At 66.4% G+C, this 19,250-nt stretch carries 20 protein-coding genes and 2 pseudogenes; 8 read left to right on the forward strand and 14 right to left on the reverse strand.

Features of this window, described 5'->3' with window-relative positions:
• The first annotated feature begins 10 nt into the window (after positions 1–10).
• Both ONR75_RS21860 and ONR75_RS21865 read left to right on the forward strand, forming a co-directional pair.
• Positions 11–1,111 carry an LLM class flavin-dependent oxidoreductase gene (locus tag ONR75_RS21860; RefSeq protein ID WP_265079094.1) on the forward strand — a complete coding sequence of 367 codons (1,101 nt, stop codon included), beginning with the start codon at positions 11–13 and terminating at the stop codon, positions 1,109–1,111.
• A complete protein-coding gene (locus ONR75_RS21865; protein WP_265079095.1) occupies positions 1,108–2,049 on the forward strand; it encodes an ABC transporter substrate-binding protein in 942 nt (313 codons plus the stop codon). Before ONR75_RS21860 ends, ONR75_RS21865 begins: the two co-directional genes overlap by 4 nt.
• A 6-nt stretch (positions 2,050–2,055) precedes the next feature.
• Here the strand turns inward: ONR75_RS21865 and ONR75_RS21870 are convergent, their stop codons facing one another.
• A complete protein-coding gene (locus ONR75_RS21870) occupies positions 2,056–2,439 on the reverse strand; it encodes a carboxymuconolactone decarboxylase family protein (protein WP_265079096.1) in 384 nt (127 codons plus the stop codon).
• 37 nt (positions 2,440–2,476) lie between these two features.
• The gene (locus ONR75_RS21875) at positions 2,477–3,445 is read right to left on the reverse strand and encodes a Bug family tripartite tricarboxylate transporter substrate binding protein (protein WP_265079097.1); all 969 of its coding nucleotides are present in this window, start codon (positions 3,443–3,445) and stop codon (positions 2,477–2,479) included.
• Positions 3,446–3,579: 134 nt separating this feature from the next.
• Here ONR75_RS21875 and ONR75_RS21880 point away from each other — a divergent pair, with 134 nt between their 5' ends.
• A complete protein-coding gene (locus ONR75_RS21880; RefSeq protein WP_265079098.1) occupies positions 3,580–4,479 on the forward strand; it encodes an amidohydrolase family protein in 900 nt (299 codons plus the stop codon).
• A gap of 7 nt (positions 4,480–4,486) precedes the next feature.
• On the forward strand, positions 4,487–5,167 hold the full coding sequence (locus ONR75_RS21885) for a GntR family transcriptional regulator (protein ID WP_265079099.1): 681 nt from the start codon (positions 4,487–4,489) through the stop codon (positions 5,165–5,167).
• Between the two features lie 34 nt (positions 5,168–5,201).
• Here ONR75_RS21885 and ONR75_RS21890 read toward each other — a convergent pair whose 3' ends face one another.
• From ONR75_RS21890 to ONR75_RS21945, 12 genes and pseudogenes are all read right to left on the reverse strand, one after another.
• Positions 5,202–5,699, reverse strand: coding sequence for a cytochrome c-type biogenesis protein (locus tag ONR75_RS21890; protein WP_265079100.1), 498 nt, complete (start codon positions 5,697–5,699; stop codon positions 5,202–5,204).
• Positions 5,700–5,704: 5 nt separating this feature from the next.
• Complete coding sequence (locus tag ONR75_RS21895; RefSeq protein ID WP_265079101.1) at positions 5,705–7,687, reverse strand: heme lyase CcmF/NrfE family subunit; 1,983 nt, start codon at positions 7,685–7,687, stop codon at positions 5,705–5,707.
• Complete coding sequence (ccmE, locus tag ONR75_RS21900) at positions 7,684–8,205, reverse strand: cytochrome c maturation protein CcmE (RefSeq protein ID WP_265079102.1); 522 nt, start codon at positions 8,203–8,205, stop codon at positions 7,684–7,686. Before ccmE ends, ONR75_RS21895 begins: the two co-directional genes overlap by 4 nt.
• Positions 8,206–8,266: 61 nt before the next feature.
• Positions 8,267–9,370 (reverse strand): c-type cytochrome biogenesis protein CcmI, encoded by a 1,104-nt coding sequence (ccmI, locus tag ONR75_RS21905; protein WP_265079103.1) that lies wholly within the window; start codon positions 9,368–9,370, stop codon positions 8,267–8,269.
• 138 nt (positions 9,371–9,508) lie between these two features.
• Positions 9,509–10,906, reverse strand: a complete 1,398-nt coding sequence (locus tag ONR75_RS21910) for a hypothetical protein (protein ID WP_265079104.1) — start codon at positions 10,904–10,906, stop codon at positions 9,509–9,511.
• A 96-nt stretch (positions 10,907–11,002) separates the two neighbouring features.
• A complete protein-coding gene (locus ONR75_RS21915; RefSeq protein ID WP_265079105.1) occupies positions 11,003–11,473 on the reverse strand; it encodes an RT0821/Lpp0805 family surface protein in 471 nt (156 codons plus the stop codon).
• A gap of 600 nt (positions 11,474–12,073) precedes the next feature.
• Positions 12,074–12,340, reverse strand: a complete 267-nt coding sequence (locus ONR75_RS21920; RefSeq protein ID WP_265079106.1) for a type II toxin-antitoxin system Phd/YefM family antitoxin — start codon at positions 12,338–12,340, stop codon at positions 12,074–12,076.
• Between the two features lie 89 nt (positions 12,341–12,429).
• Complete coding sequence (locus ONR75_RS21925; protein ID WP_265079107.1) at positions 12,430–13,806, reverse strand: sensor histidine kinase; 1,377 nt, start codon at positions 13,804–13,806, stop codon at positions 12,430–12,432.
• The gene (locus ONR75_RS21930; protein WP_265079108.1) at positions 13,796–14,467 is read right to left on the reverse strand and encodes a response regulator transcription factor; all 672 of its coding nucleotides are present in this window, start codon (positions 14,465–14,467) and stop codon (positions 13,796–13,798) included. Before ONR75_RS21930 ends, ONR75_RS21925 begins: the two co-directional genes overlap by 11 nt.
• An 86-nt stretch (positions 14,468–14,553) precedes the next feature.
• Positions 14,554–15,126, reverse strand: a complete 573-nt coding sequence (locus ONR75_RS21935; protein ID WP_265083762.1) for a 3TM-type holin — start codon at positions 15,124–15,126, stop codon at positions 14,554–14,556.
• A gap of 2 nt (positions 15,127–15,128) precedes the next feature.
• Positions 15,129–15,548: pseudogene (locus ONR75_RS21940) on the reverse strand (glycoside hydrolase family 19 protein); the annotation flags it as partial.
• A pseudogene (locus ONR75_RS21945) lies at positions 15,547–15,957 on the reverse strand (hypothetical protein); the annotation flags it as partial. The pseudogenes ONR75_RS21940 and ONR75_RS21945, both read right to left, overlap by 2 nt.
• Positions 15,958–16,144: 187 nt before the next feature.
• Here ONR75_RS21945 and ONR75_RS21950 point away from each other — a divergent pair.
• From ONR75_RS21950 to ccoG, 4 genes are all read left to right on the forward strand, one after another.
• Entirely contained in the window at positions 16,145–16,669 is a 525-nt protein-coding gene (locus ONR75_RS21950; protein ID WP_265079109.1) for a flavodoxin family protein, read from the forward strand.
• 131 nt (positions 16,670–16,800) lie between these two features.
• On the forward strand, positions 16,801–17,466 hold the full coding sequence (locus tag ONR75_RS21955) for a Crp/Fnr family transcriptional regulator (RefSeq protein WP_265079110.1): 666 nt from the start codon (positions 16,801–16,803) through the stop codon (positions 17,464–17,466).
• Between the two features lie 82 nt (positions 17,467–17,548).
• The gene (locus ONR75_RS21960; protein ID WP_265079111.1) at positions 17,549–17,755 is read left to right on the forward strand and encodes a DUF2892 domain-containing protein; all 207 of its coding nucleotides are present in this window, start codon (positions 17,549–17,551) and stop codon (positions 17,753–17,755) included.
• A 37-nt stretch (positions 17,756–17,792) separates the two neighbouring features.
• Positions 17,793–19,229, forward strand: a complete 1,437-nt coding sequence (gene ccoG, locus ONR75_RS21965) for a cytochrome c oxidase accessory protein CcoG (RefSeq protein WP_265079112.1) — start codon at positions 17,793–17,795, stop codon at positions 19,227–19,229.
• The last annotated feature ends 21 nt before the right edge of the window (positions 19,230–19,250 follow it).

Raw genomic sequence — 19,250 nt, forward strand, 5'->3', positions numbered from 1 at the left:
GGAGCCCGTCATGTCCATCGAGTTCATCGGATTTATCAGCAACAACAATTCGTCCGAAACCATCGTCCGTCAGGGGCCGGTGATCGACCGCCATCACATCGAGACCATCGCCAAGGCCCATGAGAATGCCGGCTTCGACCGCGCGCTGCTGGCGTTTCATTCCACCACCCCGGACAGCCTGCAGATCGGGCAGCACGTGCTCGGCGTCACGGAAAGCCTCAAGGTCATGATCGCGCAGCGACCGGGTTTCACCGCGCCGACGCTGATCGCGCGGCAGCTCGCCACCATCGATCAGCTCTGGCACGACCGGGTGTCGGTGCATGTGATCACCGGCGGCAACGCGACGGAGCTGAAGCAGGACGGCAACACCGTCGACGACAAGGACGAGCGCTACGCCCGAACCGCCGAATGGCTGGATGTGATCAAGGCCGAATGGACCAGCGACAAGCCGTTCACCTACAACGGCAAGTACTATCAGGTCGAAAACGGCTTCTCGCAGGTCAAGCCGTATCGGCCGGGCGGCATTCCGGTGTTCTTCGGCGGCGCGTCGGATGCCGCCATCGAAGTCGCCGGCAAGCATGCCGACACCTTCGCGCTGTGGGGCGAATCCTATGCCCAGGTGCGCGACGTCACCGCGCGCGTCCACACCGCCGCTGCCAGGCACGGCCGGCCGACGCCACGCTTCAGCCTGTCGGTGCGGCCGATCATCGCCGACACCGAGGAGAAAGCGTGGGCCAAGGCCGAGGACATCCTTGCCCGCGCCACCGCCCTGCAGGACAAGACCGGCTATCGCAAGCCGGCCGACGGCCACGCCACCGTCGGCGCAAAACGCCTGCTCGCACTGGCCGAACAGGGCACGCGCATCGACAAGCGGCTGTGGACAGAAATCGCCAAACTCACCGGCGCCAACAGCAACACCACCGCGCTGGTGGGCACGCCCGAGCAGGTCGCCGAGGCGTTCGGCGACTATTATGACCTCGGCGTCAGCCATTTCCTGATCCGCGGCTTCGATCCGCTGATCGATGCCATCGAATACGGCCGCGAACTAATCCCGCTGACGCGAAAGCTGATCGCCGAGCGCCAGTCGATCCGCGGAGTCGCAGCAGAATGAAACACCTGATCCTCGCCGCCGCGCTGTTCGCCGCGACGCTGTCATCCGCCGATGCGCAGACCGCGCTGCGCGTCGGCGACCAGAAGGGCAACGCGCAGGCGGTGATGGAGGCCGCCGGCGTGCTCAAGGACGTGCCCTATAGGATCGAATGGAAGGAGTTTCCCGCCGCCGCACCGCTGCTGGAAGCGCTCGGCGCCGGGGCCATCGAGACCGGGTTGGTGGGCGATGCACCGTTCACCTTCGCCGCTGCGGCCAACGTGCCGGTGAAGGCGATCGCCGCGATCCGCCAGACCGGCGAGGGTCTCGCGGTACTTGTCCCGAAGGACTCCGCGATCAGGAACTTCGACGATCTCAAGGGCAAGAAGATCGCCACCGGCCGCGGTTCGATCGGCCACCAGTTGATTCTCGCCGCGCTGGAATCGAAGGGCTGGACCACCTCCGACGTGCAGATCGTGTTCCTGGCGCCGTCCGACGCCAAGGTGGCCTATACCCGCGGCTCGGTCGACGCATGGTCGACATGGGAGCCCTATGTCAGTCAGGAGGAAGTGCTGTTCGCCTCGCGCCGCGTGCTCACCGCCGAAGGCCTGACGGCCGGCCTCAGCTTCCAGGTGGCGACGCCCGACGCTATCAGGGACAAGCGCGCCCAGCTGGAGGACTTCGTGAAACGCCTCACCGCGGCGCGGGCATGGTCGCTCACGAATGTCAGCGCCTATGCGGAGACCTGGGGCAAGCTCATGAACATCCCGCCGGCGGTGCCGCAGAACTGGCTGGCGCGGGCCAAGGTGCGCATCGCGCCGATCGACGACGCGGTGGTGGCCGACGAGCAGAAGACCATCGATCTCTACCTGCGTGCCGGCCTGATCAAGCAGAAGCTCGACGCGGCCGCCATCGTCGACCGGTCGTTCACAGCGGTGATCCAGAACGCTGCGGGGCTATGAGAACGCCTATGCCTTCGGCTCCGGGAACAGGCCGGCGAGAATTTCGCCGGCCATGTTGAAGGCGGCGACGCCGCGGAACAGCGCCGCGATACCGGCGCTGGCATGCAGTTCTTCCAGCGTGGCCCCGGCCTTGATCGCGGCCTTGGCGTGATTGGCCGCAGCTTCCGAGGTCTGCACCAGCAGAATGGCAAACGACATCAGCTGCACGGTCTTCTGGTCCAGCGCAGCCGGCGTCAGGGCCGCGATTCGCCAGTCTTCCAGCGCGGTCACCAGCGCGGGATCGACACGCATGCCGAGTTCGAGCCGCTTTGCGATCTTCGGCGGCGTGAAGCCGATCATCGCTTCGTAACGGGATTTCAGTTCGTCGAGCTGCACTGGATTGTCGGTCATGGGGCTCTCATCTTCAAATCGGACATGCTGTCAGGTCCTACTCGACCTTGGCGCCGGCTGTCTTGACCACCTGGCCCCATTTATCGGACTCCGTGCGCAAAAATGCAGCGAAGGCATTGCCTGACAACGTGCCGGGCTCGGCGCCCACGTCGGCCAGTCGCTTCACCATGTCGGGGTCCTTCAGCAGCTTCGTGACGCTGTCGATCAGGGTGTTCATCACATCCGGCGGCATCCCGGCCGGTGCCACGAGGCCGAACCATGACGATGCCTCGAAATTCGGGACGCCCGCCTCGACCATCGTCGGCAATTCGGGGAACAACGGCGAACGCTTGGCGCCGGCCACCGCAATCGCGCGGATCGTGCCGCCTTGGACCTGCGGACGGATCGCCGGCATGTTGTCGAACATCATCGGGATCTGGCCGCCGATCAGGTCGTTCATGGCCGGGGCCGCGCCGCGATACGGCACATGGACAATGTCGATGCCGGCGCGCGTCTTCAGAAGTTCGCCGGCGAGATGGTTGGTCGAACCAAGGCCGGACGAACCGAAATTGAGCTTGCCCGGCGACGCCTTGGCGAGCGCGATCAACTCGGCGACGGTCGTTGCCTTCACGTTCGGGTTCACGGCGAGCACGATCGGCACCGATGCGATCAGCGCAACGGGCGTGAAATCCTTCATGGGGTTGAACGAAAGCTGCGTGTAGAGCGATTGATTGACGGCGAGCGGTCCCGGCGCGGTCAGCAGCAATGTGTAACCGTCGGCAGGCGATCGGGCGACGGACTCGGCGCCGATATTGCCGCCGGCGCCCGCGCGATTGTCGATCACCACCGGCTGGCCCCACAGCTCCTGCAGTTTGGCGCCGAGCATGCGCGCGACCACGTCGTTTGAACCGCCGGCCGGAAACGGCACCACGATGCGCACGCCGCGATCGGGAAACCCTGCTTCAGCCGGCTGGCCGATCTGGACCATCATCACCAAAGCCGCCAAGGCGGAAACCACGAGCCGCATGCGATCCTCCAAGATCATCGATTTTTTCTGTATCGTCGATTTTATGTTGACAGCCATTTCCGCTGCCGTCAAATCGGCCGGACAGCGGCACGCCGGATGGCGCACTGCAGCCGAATGAACGGGATGCACGAAAGATGACGTCACCCACGCCCGGCATGTCGCCGAAGCCCTGCCCCGGTCCGGACCGCCATCCGAAACGACCGGCGTTCGTCATGCCGCCCGGCGCCTGCGACACCCACGTCCACGTGTTCGGCCCACAGGCAACCTTCCCTTTCAGCGACCAGCGCAGCTACACGCCGGAAGACTGCACCTGCGACGACCTGATGCAGCTCCACGCGACACTGGGGATCGACCGCGCGGTCATCGTGCATGGCGGCGCGCATGGCACCGACAATCGGGCAACCCTCTCCGCGCTGCGTTCCCATCCGACCCGGCTGCGCGGCGTCGCCGTGATCGCCTCCGGCCTCTCGCCGGGCGAACTGGAAGACCTGCACCGCGCCGGAATGCGTGGCTGTCGCATGTCGACAGTGGTGAGCGGGGGTGCGTCGTTCGCGCATCTGCGCGGGCTGGCGGAGGAAACCTTCGATCTCGGCTGGCATCTGGTGCTGCATTTCAACAAGGCGACCGAACTGGTCGACGTGGCGCCGCAGCTGTTGACGGTGCGCAGCCCGTTCGTGCTCGATCACCTCGCGCGCATCAGCGCCGCGGAAGGCGTCGATTCCGAACCGTTCCGGACGCTGCTGCGGCTGCTCGATACCGATCGATGCTGGATCAAGCTCGCCAGTCTCTACCGCCTCTCCGCCGAGCCCTATCCGCATCGCGACATGCTGCCGATGATCCACCGCGTGATCGAGGCCCGGCCTGATCGGATCATCTGGGGCAGCAACTGGCCGCACCCCATCTGCCCCGTGCCCATGCCCAACGACGGCGACTTGGTCGATCTGATCCCGCTGTGGATTCCCGACGAGGCTACGCAACAGCGCGTCCTGGTGGACAATCCCGCCGCGCTCTATGGTTTCGACAGCAACGGGTGATGCATCGATGAACGCCGCACGTACCGCCGGTTCCGTGCCGACCACGCTCTCGACCACGCTGGTCGCGCGCCTGCGCGACTCCATCATGCGGGGCGAGCTGCTGCCCGGCAGCAAGCTCAATCTCGACCGTCTGCGGGCCGCCTTCGGCGTCAGCCTCAGCCCGCTGCGCGAAGCGCTGTGCCGACTCGAGAATGACGGCCTGGTGGCGCTGATCGACCAGCGCGGCTACCGGGTGACGCCGGTCTCGCCCGGCAATCTGGCGGAAATCATCCGGCTGCGCGTCGAGCTCGAAGGTCTCGCGGTGAAGGAAAGTATCGCGCACGGCGACGTCGCCTGGGAAGGTCGCGTGCTCGGCACATTGCACCAACTCAGTCGCTGCAAGCGCGGGCCGCGTTCCATCGACGAGCAGGAAGCCTGGGAGACCGCCCATCGCGCATTTCATGCCGAGCTGATCTCGGCGTGCCAGATGCCGTTGCTAATGCAGTTCTGCGCCACCCTGCACGACCAGAGCGACCGCTATCGGCGCATCTTTCTGAAGAAGCACCAGCCCGATCGCGACGTTCCGGCCGAACACACCGCGATCGCCCATGCGATGATCGAGCGGCGCACGCGCGACGCCACGCGGATCCTGCGCGAACATATCGAGCGCACCGGCCGCAACATCCAGGCTGCATTGTCGGTGGCGTGAACAACGTACGATCCGGCATCCGGATTTGCGCAGGCTAGGCCTGTCTGGTCTCTGCCGTCTCGCCCGCGAGCAGCTTCTCCACCCGGGCCTCTTCCTCGGCCGACAGCGTCGGCGGCGTGCCGTCCGCTGCCGTCCCCTTTTCACGCCGCCGGTAGTGCCACCACAGCGCGAGGCCGCCGCCGCCGAGCGCCAGCGGCGTCAGCAGCCAGAGCAGCAGCGTGTGCCGCTCCAGCCGCGGCTTCAGCAGCACGAATTCGCCGTAGCGCGCGACCAGGAAGTCCAGCACCTGACTGTCGCTGTCGCCGCCGGCCAGCCGCTCGCGCACCAGCAGCCGCAGGTCGCGCGCCAGCGGCGCATCGGAATCGTCGATCGACTGGTTCTGGCAGACCATGCAGCGCAGCTCGCGCGACAGCTCGCGGGCGCGGGCTTCCTTGGCGGGATCGGCCATGATCTCGTCGGGCTGCACGGCGTGGGCGGCCGGCGATGCGACGATCATCGCCAAGGCGACGCATGCAGCGCGCAAGACATTCACGCGCATCATTCCGCTGCCTGCAGCGCGCGCGGGACCTTGGCCGGCTTCGGTGCGCCGACGCGCAAACGTCGGTCGGACAGCGACAGCAACCCGCCGAACGCCATCAGCACCGGGCCGAACCAGATCAGCAGCACCATCGGCTTGTGATAAATCCGCACCGCGATGCCGCCATCCGGCGCGGTGTCGCCGAGCGAGATGTAGAGCTGGCTGAAGCCGCGCGACAGCAGGGCCGCTTCGGTGGTCGACGACTGCCGCGTGGTGAAGTTGCGCTTCGACGGCGTCATCACGCTGAGCTTGTCGCCGCCTTGGCTGACGCCGAAGGTGGCGATCATCTCGCGGAAATTCGGCCCCTGGCGCTGCGTGACGTCGTCGAGCCTGAGTTCGTATCCCGCGATCTTGGCGACCTCATTCGGCTTCATGGTGCCGATATATTCGCTGTTCCAGGTGGTCTCGCAGACGATGCCGATCAGCGCCACGCCGACGCCGGCATGCGCGAAAGCAGTGCCCCAGGTCGAGCGCGGCAGGCCGCGGGCGCGGCGCATGGCGGTACCGAACGGCGCGCGGAACAGTTGGGTGCGCTCGACAAGGTCGGTGATGGCGCCGCCGATGACGAACACCGCAAGGCCGATGGCCAGCGGCGCCAGCGCCGCGCCGCCTTTGGTCCAGGCCCACAGCAGCGCGACGGCGACCAGGGCAGCGACGCCGGCGGCCATCAACCGCTGCGCCGCGCCTTTGATGTCACCGCGCTTCCATGCCAGCAGCGGCCCGAACGGCACCGCCAGCAGCAGGGGCACGAACAGCGGCCCGAAGGTCAGGTTGAAGAACGGCGCACCCACCGAGATCTTGTCGCCGGTGAGCACTTCGAGCGCCAGCGGATACAGCGTGCCGACGAAGACGGTAGCGCAGGCGGTGGTGAGGAACAGGTTGTTGAGCACCAGCGCGCCCTCGCGCGAGATCGGCGCGAACAGCCCGCCCTGCTTCAGCGCCGAGGCCCGCCACATGTACAGCGTCAGGCTGCCGCCGATGAAGATGCACAGGATCAACAGGATGAACACGCCGCGGGTGGGATCAGTGGCGAAGGCATGCACCGAGGTGAGCACGCCGGAACGCACCAGGAAGGTGCCGAGCAGCGACAGCGAGAAGGTCAGGATCGCGAGAAGGATGGTCCAGACCTTCAGCGCGTTGCGCTTTTCCATCACCACGGCCGAATGCAGCAGCGCGGTGCCGGCCAGCCACGGCATCAGGGAGGCGTTCTCCACCGGGTCCCAGAACCACCAGCCGCCCCAGCCGAGCTCGTAATACGCCCAGTACGAGCCCATCGCGATGCCCAGCGTCAGGAAGATCCACGCCACCAGCGTCCACGGCCGCACCCAGCGCGCCCAGGCGGCATCGATGCGGCCTTCGATCAGAGCAGCGACGGCGAAGGAGAACGAGATGGAGAAGCCGACATAACCGAGATAGAGCATCGGCGGATGCACCGCGAGGCCGATGTCCTGCAGCACCGGATTGAGATCGCGGCCCTCGATCGGCGGATTGGCGAGGCGCAGGAACGGGTTCGAGGTGATCAGTATGAACAGGTAGAACGCGGTGGCGATCCAGCCCTGCACCGCCAGCACGTTTGCGCGCAAGGTCAGCGGCAGGTTGTTGCCGAATGCCGCGACCAGCCCGCCAAACAGCGCCAGGATCGACACCCACAGCAGCATCGAGCCTTCGTGATTGCCCCAGACGCCGGTGATCTTGTAGAGCAGCGGCTTCATCGAATGCGAGTTCTCGAACACGTTGGCGACCGAGAAGTCCGAGTTGACGTGCAGCATCACCAGCGCCGTGAACGACAGCGCCGCGAACAGCAGCTGCGCCAGCGCGGTGGAGCGCGCCACGTTCATCAGCGCGGGATCGTGCAGCCGCGCGCCGAGGATCGGCACGGTCGACTGGATCAGCGCCAGCGCCAGCGCCAGCACCAGCGCGTAATGTCCGGCTTCGGCGATCACCGCAAAACTCCTTGTTTTGCGTCAGTGACACTCTGCGGCGTGTTCGACGCGCCCTGCGCGCCCGCCGCACCCGGCTTCTTGTCGTAGTCGTCCTTCCAGTGGCCCTGCTTCTTCAGGGAGTCGGCGACTTCCTTCGGCATGTAGTTCTCGTCGTGCTTGGCCAGCACGGTGTCGGCCTTGAACACGCCGTTGGCATCGAGCGCGCCCTCGGCGACCACGCCCTGCCCTTCGCGGAACAGGTCGGGCAGGATTCCCTTGTAGGCCACCGGCAGCTTGGCGCCGCCGTCGGCGACCTCGAAGGTCACCGCGAGATTGTCGCCGCGCACCAGCGAGCCCGGCTGCACCAGTCCGCCGAGCCGGAAACGCTTGCCGACGGGAACGTGCTTCTCGGCCGCCATGGTCGGCGTCGAGAAGAACACGATGGAGTCGCGCATGGCGTTCAGCACCAATGCCGCCGCCACCGCCAGCACCGCCAGCGAGCCGCCAATCATCGTCAACCGTCGCTGCTTGCGTGTCATATGACTCCTCCAAGGAGCATGATGTGGTCCGAAAACCGCTGCGCACTTTTCGGCATCATGCTCACCCGTCCAGCCCGGCGCTTTTCAGGCCGTCGTTGAGTTGCCGCAGCCGCTCGGAGTCGGAACCGACCGCCTGCCGCGCATCCGCCACCGCCTGCTTCGCCTTGTCGCGGTCGCCCAGCACCATATAGGCACGCACCAGCCGCAACCATCCCTCGACATCGTTGCCGTCATTCTTCAACCGCGTCGCGAGGCGGTCGACCATGCTCTGCACCATGGCGTTGCGGTCGCCCGCGCCCATGCCCTGCGCGGCAGCAATGGTGTCGTCGGACAGCGCCGGCAGCGCAGGACCGCCGACACGGGCCAGCGCGGCCTGCACCACGCTGCGCCACGGCGCGTCGGCCGGCGCCTTGGCCAGCATGTCGCGCCAGACCGCCGCGGCATCCGCCATGCGGCCGTCCTGCTCGGCGGCGAGGCCGAGGAAGAAGCGCGCCTTCGCCTCGTTCGCATCGAGCGCCACGGCGCGATCGAACTCTGCCTTGGCATCCGCAGTGATGATACCATTGGCCGCAGCGGCAATGGCCTCGCCGAGGTCGGCGCGACGCGCCGCGGTGTCGCCGCCATAGGTGATGGCATTGCGGAACGCGACGACCGCATCGTCGAAGCGGCCGAGCTTGGCCAGCACCGGTGCCAGCACGTTCCAGCCGCGGCCATCGGTGGGGTTCTGCTCCAGATGCTTCTGCACCTGCGCGACCAGATTATCCATCGGGTCCGAGGCGCTAGGCGCGCGGGCGCGTTCGGCCAGCGGAAAATCGGGAAAGCGCGGCGACCCGAGCGGCAGGTAGAAGGCCATGGCCAGCGCCGGAAGGCCGACCAGCGCCAGCACCGCGACGGCGCGGCGGAACCGCGGGCTGGCCTTTGCCGGCACATCCTGCTCGGCGTCGGTGGCAGCCAGCAACCGGCGGCCGATCTCGACCCGGGCGGCTTCGGCCTCCGGCGCCGCGATCAGGCCTGCGGCCGCGTCGCGGCCGATCTCGACGAGCTGATCCTTGTAGACGGCGGATTCGCTGCCGCCGGCCTTGCCCGCGGTGGCGCGGCCAAGCGGCCACAGCACAGCGAAAATCGCTGCGGCAGTCATCAGCGCGAACACAAACCACAACGTCATTGCACAGGGTTCCGGTGACGGCGATTCAGCCCGGCGGGCGGCATCGGCTGGCCGGGTTACACCATTTCTAAACCGGCCGCGCAATTGACTTCTACGGCACCAGTGCGGCGAAAAGTTGCGTTAAATCAATGCGGCAGCTCAGCCTGCCTTCTTCGGTTTGCGCTCCACCACGACCATGGCGTTTTCCGCCGCGCGGCTCATCAGCTGGGCGTATTCGGCGCCGAACAGCAGCTCGCAGAAGCGGATCGCGGCCTTGGCCTGCATGTGCCGGAACGCCTTCACCTTGGCGTCGCCGTTACGCAGCGACTGCACCAGCGCCTCGGTGGATTTCTCGACATATTGCTGCAGGTCGGAATAGGTCCGCAGCGTCACCTCGTTGATGGCCAGCTCGCTGGCATAGGTGCGGCAGATCGCGACGAAATCGATCAGCGCCGCGGTCTCCTCGACGTCGGCCGGATCGATCTGCGCGGTGGGGGTGATGTCCTTGTCCGGACGCTGGCGCAGCAGCCGGCGGACGCGGCCGGGCACGCTGTCGATCTCCGACTGCAGCGTGGTCGAAATATCCACCCGGATCGAGGCAAGCTGGCGCCCCCACGTCGAGTCGTTGCGGATGTCGAGCTCGGTGCGCAGGCCGCGGACGCCATCATGGACAGTCTTGAGATGGTCGGCGACGCTGTCGAACTTGCCGCGCTTGATCTCGCTGCGCAGGGTGGCCGCGACCCGGGTGAGGTCGTGGATCGCCATGGTCACGGCGATGCCATAGGAGGTGGCGGCGACGCGGATCTCGTCGTCGGAGGCGGCAATCTTGATGGCCAGGCGGATGATCTGCCAGGGCGCCAGCAGCCGCTGCATCACCAGCGAAAGCGCGAATGGCAGCACCTGCGGCGTCACCAGCGCCGGCACGTTGAGGGCGCTGTTGACGGAGGCCACCTGCGCGTCGCCGAACGTCCTGAGCTGGCTGGGAATCTTGAGGCTGAGGCCGTCCAGCGCCTCGCGCGCCTTCAGTGCCGCGCCGATGCCGGGCAGATCCTCGACCACATGCGGCGCCCCGACCCGGGCCAGGCCGCGGTTGCGATCGCCGCCCGCTGCCGGTCCGGCCACCTTGAGAATGGCATCGGCGGCGGCCTGCTGGAACTTCCTCACCGCGCGTTCGACATCCGCGCTGGCCTCCGGCTTGCCGGCCACCGCAGCCTCGAATTCGCTGACCGCCTCGACCGCGCCTTCGCGCTCCAGCCATTGCCAGGTGGCCTGCAGCGAGGCACGGCGGATCTGCCCGGGCCTGACCGCGGCAACGCCCTCCGCCAGGAACGGCTCCAGCGACCGGAACACCAGCCGGGCGGGATCCTCGACCCGCGGGCGCACCGCGTCGACGTTGCCGCGCACAACCGAGCGCAGCACATCGAGCACGAAATTGGCGACATTGACGTCTTCGTTGCGCGCGATGGACCGCTCATACTCGCGCATCAGCAACGCCTGCGATTGCGGCGGCAATTGCGCGAGATAGTCCCGGAGACGGTCGATCGATGTCTGGCTCATGCACCCAAGGTCCGCGCGTTCCGGTCGGCCCAAGACCGGACGCAGCCAACGGATTTCATAGCAGGGCCGACGTTAAGAAGCGGTTGAGGAATGGCCTCAGCCGACCGCGGCCCAGCCGCCGTCGGGAGCCCGGCAGGCAGTGCCGCGCGCCGTGCTGAGCGCGCCGTTGACGGTGATGGTGTGGGAAAAGCCGCGGCATTGGCGGCCCTTCTGGTCATAGGCCGGCCCCGGCACGATGTTGCCGTAGCGCCCGGACGCCGGATTCCGCCACGGCACCGGAGCGCCGGAGGCGCCATTGTCCAGCGCCGCGAGCTCGGCCTCATAGGCCAGCTTGCGGTCGTCCTCATTGAGCAGCGGACCGAGCTTGGCGCCGATCAGCCCGCCCATGGCGGCATTGTTCACCGCCGCCGAAGCGCTTTCCCCGGATAGGCCAATGGCCGACTTGATGGAGGTGGAGGTGCCGGTGAACGCCCGCGCCATCGGGCCGGGACCGTCGCCGGAGGTGACGTCGCAGCCGGCAAGCGCCAGCGCCGCGGCCAGGATCAGGGCAGTCTTGAACTTGAACATGAACATCCGCCTAGTGCTGCAGGATGGCCATCGCAGCGTCAAGCTCTGACAAAGCGGACAATTCGGGCGGGATCGGGGCGACTGCATCGCGCCTGCAGTGGAGAGCTCGTTCTTGCAGGCCTCGCGGCGGCTGAAGGATGGTCCGGACGGCGAAGCGGTGTGCGTCAGCGTGCGATAACGTTCTTCGCCGTCGCGTCCAACTCCAGGATCATGATGCGGATTTTTTCGTACAAGGCTGGCGGGATGAATCCGTAATCGAACTGACCGGGCCGGCCCTTCGGCACCGGATAAAGGTCGAGATCCGGGCCATACGAATTCGTTCAACTCGTCGCAAATGACCCACGAGCTCAGACTATCGAGACCGAGATGTTGCTTGACCCTTGCGGGTATCTCCACCGCATGCGTGCCGGCCCGAGGTTCGCTATGCGTGATGGGGGCGACAGTGACGGAGGTCTGACCTTTTTCAGTCCTGATGGCGAGCACCACAACAGAGGGCCTTATTTTTCGCCCTCATCATAACCTGCTTCGGATTCACGACTCCAAAGAAACTTGTAGCTGATGACGAGACCCGCTTCTGGGCTTGGGAGAGGCATTCGATTTCTAGTCTTGCATCAGGGCATTCAACGCATCGTGACGTTCGTCCATATGCGCGGTCTTGAGCGCATCGACTCTATCGCTCGGGAGTTTTCCGACGATCAGAGATTTGCGCGCCTTCTCTTTCAGGGCTTCGAATTCTGCGAAATCTTCCGGCGATACAAAATAGCCAGTCACCCGATTATGGCTGGTGACAGCCACCGTTTCGCGATGCACTTCGTGCTGAATCTCTGCAAAATTGCGAGCAAAGGCGGTGGCTGTGACCGTGCGCATGTCGGGCTCCTAGAAGACAAAGCCATAATTCACAAAATACCAATAATCTGCAAGTTACAAATTTTTTGTATTTTACGCAATTTACTTGCTCACACCCCCGGCAGCACCAGTTCCGCCCGTAGCCCGCCGATCGGGGCGGTGCCCAACGTCAGGCTGCCGCCATAGAGCGCGGCGAGGTCGGTGACGATGGACAGGCCGAGGCCGGAACCGGGCTTGGTCTCGTCGAGGCGCTGGCCGCGCCGGGCCACGGTGGCGCGCTCGGCGGCGGACAGGCCGCGGCCGTCGTCGTCGACGATGATGCGCAGTTTTGGCGCGGCGTCGCTGGCCCCCTGCCGCTCGACCAGCACTTCGATGAAGACGCGGGAATCCGCCCATTTGCAGGCGTTGTCCACGAGGTTGCCGGCCATCTCCTCGAGATCCTGCTTTTCGCCGCGGAATTGCGCGGCGGCGTCAGCTTGCACGTCGATGGCGATGTCGCGGTCGCGGTGGATCTTTTCCATGGTCCGGCACAGCGCCTCGATCGCCGGCGCGACCTCGGTGATCGTCCCGACGATGGTCAGGCGCGCGGCGATCCTGGCCCGTTCCAGGTGATGGGCCACCTGGTCACGCATCACGTCGGCCTGCTCCAGCACCTTGGCTGCGAACGGATCGCGACCATGACTGTTGGCCTCGTTGACGATCACCGACAGCGGCGTCTTGATGGCGTGGGCGAGATTGCCGACATGGGTGCGGGCGCGCTCGACGATGGCGCGGTTGGCGTCGATCATCGCGTTGGTCTCGCGCGCCAGTGGCGCGATCTCCACCGGGAATTCGCCTTCAAGGCGTTCGGCACGGCCGGAACGGATGTCGGCGATAGCGTCGGAAATGCGCTTCAAGGGTGCCAGGCCGAAGCGTACCTGGAAGATGGTGGTGAGGCCGAGCACGATCGCCAGCGCCAGGAAGGTGCCGCCGAGGTAATAGTCGAAGGTGCGGGTTTCCTCGACGATCTCGGTGGCGTCGCCGGCGACGCTGACCCGGTACTTGCCGTCGGCGCCGAGATCCACCGGCCGTTCCACCATGCGCAGCTTCTGGCCTTCCGGTCCCTCGACATAGCCCAGCCGGATGCCGGCCGGAGTCAGCTCGACGCCCTGGTCCTCCAGCAGCGGCAGCTTCTTGTCCCACAGCGAGCGCGAGGCGCGGGTCTCGGTCTTGTCGGAATCGGTTCGGGCGATTTCCCAGTACCAGCCGGACAACGGCAGCTCGAACAGCGGCTCGCCGAGCGACTGCAGGTCCTTGTCCTGCGGATCGTCGGGCGCGCCGACTTCGGCTATCAGGGTGCGCAAATACAGATTGAGCCTGCGGTCGAAGGCGCGCTCGGTGGCCTGGCGATAGACCGACGACAGCACGATGCCGGTGATCACCAGGATCACCACCACCCAGGCGGTCGCCGAGATAAACAGTCGTGTCGATAACGAGCTAGCGCGCATCGGTGGGTGGCGTGAGCAGGTAGCCCAGCCCGCGCACGGTCTGGATGATGTCGACGTCCAGCTTCTTGCGGATGCGGCCGACGAACACCTCGATGGTATTGCTGTCGCGATCGAAATCCTGGTCGTAGAGATGCTCGACCAGTTCGGTGCGCGAGATCACCCGGCCGGTGTGGTGCATCAGATAGGCCAGCAGGCGATATTCGTGGGAGGTCATCTTGATCGGATTGCCGTTGACGCTGACGCGCCCGGTGCGGGTGTCCAGCGACACCGGACCGCAGGTCAGTTCACTCTGGGCGTGCCCCGCCGTGCGCCGCAGCAGCGCGCGGATCCGTGCCAGCACTTCCTCGAGGTGAAACGGCTTCGCCACATAATCGTCGGCGCCGGCATCGAAGCCCTGCACCTTGTCGCTCCAGCGATCGCGCGCGGTGAGGATCAGCACCGGCATGGCGCGACCGTTGCGGCGCCAGGCTTCCAGCACCGAGATGCCGTCCATCTTGGGCAGGCCGATGTCCAGCACCACGGCGTCATAGGGCTCGCTGTCGCCGAGGAAATGCCCCTCCTCGCCATCGAAGGCGCGGTCAACGACATAGCCGGCATCGACCAGCGCTGTGGTGAGCTGGCGATTGAGATCGGGATCATCTTCGACGACGAGCAGACGCACGGGACTTCTCCAGGCTGGATCAACCAACCGCATCAGCATGCACCGCGCAGCGGCGAATGCCGGATGAACGGCCGATCGTCCGAAGCTTACTTTTTCTTCACAACCGCCTTCACCAGCCGCTCGACCGCGCCCGGCGCATCCTGTCCGGTGACGGCGCTGACCTTTTCGCGGGTGCGGCCGCTGACATAGACGCCTAGCACGCCGAAGCGGAAGCCCCAATAGGTCACCAGCAGCGCGGTGGCGCCGACCAGCGCGTTGATGGTCTGGATGTCGCCGGTCCAGAACTCGTGCACCAGCACGATCCACAGCGCCGCGCATTCGAAGGTCAGCTCGAAGGCATAGAGCGGTCGCCACCAGCGCTGCACCACATCGTCGCTGGCGATTTCGGCGCGGATGGTGGCCTGGGTCTCCGCGATCGCCGTGCGCTGGGTCTCTGCCTCGGCGAGGATCATCTCCGCCCACTGCGCCTCCGCCTCCGCCAGTCTGGTCGGGTCTGCCGCCGGCAACGCGCTCTGCACCGCCGCCGGCGTCAAATTGACGGAGCCGACCGCCTTGGCGAGGATTTCGCCGGCGACGCCGCCGAGCGGCCCGCCCACTGCAGTGCCGAGCATCGGCGCGCCGAGCGCAATCACCTGTTTGCCGAGGTCTCCCCAATCCATGGTCATGTCCTCCTGAAGGCCGCGACGAGCGCGGCGATGAATGTTGCCAAGGTCGTCAGCCGCGGCTCCGGCGGGTCGGGCGCCAGTGGTGGCGAAGCGATCACCAGCGGCGCGTCGCCGAGTGCGGTCTTCCATTTCGCCAGCCAGGCTTTGCGCTGATCGAGACCGACGGTGCCGCCGTTGAGCCGGCGGGTGACGCCCAGCACGTCGTCCTTCAAGGCGAATGGCAGGCAGCCGCAATTGATGAAATCGGCGACGCCGCAGGCGAGGAAATGGCGCGGATCGATCACCAGCTCCGGCTGCGCCACGACATCGAGCCCGGTGGCCTTCGCCAGCCGCTGGTAGCCCTCGCGCCCGGTGGTCTGCGCCGCGCCACGGCCACGAAAATTCCAGCCGTCGTCGGAGCCGCTTCGATTGCCCATGGCGATTTTCAGGCGCCGACTGGCCGGGCCCGAGGACCTGCACCACCGCGGCCGGCTCATAGCCGAACTCGGTACTGCCGGGGATCAGCGTTACCGCGCGCAGCCCCTTGCCGCCGCCCGACGATGTGCTCTCGCTGGTGACGACTTCCTCGAGCGGCGTCGCCCAGATCACCTGGCCGCCGAGCCGTGCGCGGCCGTAGACCCGCGGGATCGGCGCGCCCTCGCTGGAGGCCATCACGTCGAGATCGGACAGGCGCGGGCCCTCGACCGTCTTGCCGGCGCTGCCGAACAGCGCGTGGTCGAGCATGTTGCCGACCACCGCGCCGGCGAGCCGCCCGGCGATGGCGCCGACCGGGCCGAACAGGCCGCCGATCGCGCCGCCGGCGGCCGAGAGAACAAGTGCGGCCATCGTCTTCCTCCGGAATTTAAGCGGCAGAAGCGCGTCACGATTGTCCTGCGACTGCCGTGACCGGTCGGCCGATCCATCTTGATCTGCGTCAACGTTGATGGCCGGGCGGACGCCTAGGTTTGCCCTGTCATCGCTCCGCTGTCGGATCGCGGGGCCGCGTCATCGTCGGGATCGTGGAGAGACGGACATGGCCGAACAAAAAACACTCGTGGTCTATTATTCGCGCACAGGAACGACGCGGCAGATCGCCCACGCGCTGGCCAACGCGCTGTATGCCGACACCGAGGAAATTGTCGCGACCGGAAATCACGCAGGCGTTTTCGGCTATCTTCGTTCCGTCATCGAAGCCCGCCGACGAACATCCTCCGCCATCGCTGCGGTCAAGAAAGATCCATCGGCCTACGATCTCGTTATTGTCGGCACGCCCGTCTGGGCATGGTCGCTGTCGTCGCCGGTCCGCGCCTGGCTGGCTGCGAACAAGGAGCACCTGCCGGCAGTGGCGTTCTTCTGCACCCTCGGCGGCGCCGGCGGCGACAAGGCCTTCGGCCAGATGCAGGAGATCGCCGGCAAACCGCCGCGTGCCACCCTGGCGGTCAACGCGGCCGACGTGATCGCCGACCGCTATGCGCCGGCACTGGCGTCGTTCGTGACGGCTCTCGAACCGGGGCGCCGGTCAGAGACCACGCCATCGAAGACCTCCACCGCGGCATGACGCCGCCATGGCCGCTGATGCAACATTCTGGCAGCGATCGACGCGGCAAGGTCGGACCTTTGATCCACGTCATGTCGGCCGGCAGGCGAACGTCCGATGGTCGCAGCCTCTCGGCAGGGACCGCAGCGAACATGCGAACGTGGCTCGAAGACATCAAACCGCTGGCCGGCCTCGAGCCGGCAACGCGCAAGGCGCTGGCGGCCATTGTCCCCGCCAAGGTGCCCCAGGGCACCGTGCTGTTCCGGCCTGGCGACGTGGCGCCGGGATTTCTGGTGGTGCTCAGTGGCCGTGTCGAGGTCTATCTGATCGGCCGGTCGGGCCGCGAGATGCTGCTATATGATGTCGTTGCCGGGCAGACCTGCATCCAGACCACGTTGTGCGTGCTCGGCGAGCATTCCTATACCGGCGAGGCGGTCGCGCAAACCGATACGTCGTTCGTGATGATTCCGAAGAATATCTTCGCCGGCCTGATGAACAGCTCGCAGGCGTTCCGCGGCTTCGTCTTCGGCGCCTTCGGCGATCGCCTCAAGGATGTCGTCTCCGTTCTGGAGAAGGTGTCGTTCGTCCGGCTGGAATCGCGGCTAGCTGCCGAACTGCTGCGCCGCGCCGGCAGCGACGATATCGCGCTGACGACGCATCGCGATCTGGCCACCGCGATCGGATCGGTCAGGGAAGTTGTCTCGCGTCGTCTCGAAGACCTGCAGAAGGCCGGGCTGGTCCAGCTTACCCGCGGCAAGGTCACGCTGATCGATCGCCCGGCGCTGGCGCGGGTCGGGGGCGATGCGGCCCTGACCTGATCGCGACGGTGACGAAGTCACCGACACGGCACGGCGTTTCGCCTAGAGCGATGTTCACGCAACAGATGCCATGGAGATACAGATGTTCAAGAGCAATGTCGGCAGCATCGATCGGGTCTTGAGAATCGTGGTCGGCCTCGGCGTCCTCAGCCTGTTCTTCCTCTATCCCGACGCCTCATGGCGATATTACAGCCTGCTTGGCGCGATTCCCCTGCTCACCGGCGTGATGGGCACCTGCCCGCTCTATTCGCTGGTCGGGCTCTCCACCTGTCCGCTCGACAGGGCATAAGACCACGGCACGTTGGCGCCAGCGCAGGACCTCAGACATGGACGACACGATCATCACAGGCCCGCTCTATGCGCCGCGCAAGAAGGTCTATCCGCAGGCGGTCCACGGCCGCTTCCGGCGGATCAAGTGGACCGTCCTGATCCTGACGCTGGCGGTCTACTACTTCACGCCGTTCCTGCGCTGGGACCGCGGACCGGGCGCGCCGAGCCAGGCGGTGCTGGTCGATTTCCCGCATCGCCGCTTCTACTTCTTCTTCATCGAGCTGTGGCCGCAGGAGGTCTACTACTTCACCGGCCTCCTGATCATCGCCGCCATGGTGCTGTTCCTGATGAATGCCGTCGCCGGACGGGTGTGGTGCGGCTACATGTGCCCGCAGACCGTCTGGACCGACCTGTTCTATGCGGTGGAGCGCCTGGTCGAGGGTGACCGCCGCGAGCGCATGCTGAGCGACAAGCGCGGCATGACCTTCACCCACTTTCGCCAGTTGGTGACCAAGCACGCGATCTGGCTCATGATCGCGTGGTGGACCGGCGGCGCCTGGGTTTTGTACTTCGCCGATGCGCCGACGCTGGTCAAGGAGCTGGCGACCTTGCAGGCGCCGTTCGCGGCCTATCTGTGGATCGCCATCCTCACCGCCACCACCTACGTCTTCGCCGGCCACGCCCGCGAACAGGTCTGCGTCTACATGTGCCCGTGGCCGCGCATCCAGGCGGCGCTGACCGACGAGTGGGCGCTCAACGTCACCTACCGCGGCGATCGCGGCGAGCCGCGCATGTCGGTGAAGAAGGCCGAGGTCGCGCGCCTGATGCAGGCGCCCGCCGGCGACTGCATCGACTGCCACCAGTGCGTCAACGTCTGCCCGACCGGCGTCGATATCCGCGGCGGCCTGCAGCTCGGCTGCGTGCAGTGCGGATTGTGCATCGACGCCTGCGACACCGTGATGAGCCAGATCGGCCGGCCGACCGGCCTGATCGCCTACGACACCGACATCAACGCGCAACGCCGCCAGGACGGGCTGGCGCCGGTCTATCGGCCGATCCGTGCGCGTACCCTGCTCTATGCCGCGATCATCGCCGCCGTCGGCGGCATCATGCTGTATGCGCTGGCGACCCGTAGCTCGCTGGGCATCAACGTGCTGCACGACCGCAATCCGCTGTTCACCACATTGTCCGACGGCAGCATCCGCAACGACTACACCGTGCGCCTGCTCAACAAGGGCGGCGACCGCACCTTCGCGCTCGACGTCTCCGGCCTGCCCGGCGCGACGTTGCGCATCGCCGGCATCGAGCGCGGCGCCGACGGCAGGATGACCGCCGACGTCGGACCGGACCAGACCCGCGAGTTGCGCGTCTCGCTGCTGGTGCCGGCCAAGGCGCTGCCGCGCGAGTCCGTCAATATCGAGATCACCGCCACCGACATCGCCACCGGCCTGAGCGCCCACGCCACCGATCACTTCATTCCGGCGAACCGGTAGCGGCTTCCACCCGGCGTGGGC

Origin of the sequence: Rhodopseudomonas sp. P2A-2r, from assembly GCF_026015985.1 — a bacterium.
Classification (GTDB): domain Bacteria; phylum Pseudomonadota; class Alphaproteobacteria; order Rhizobiales; family Xanthobacteraceae; genus Tardiphaga.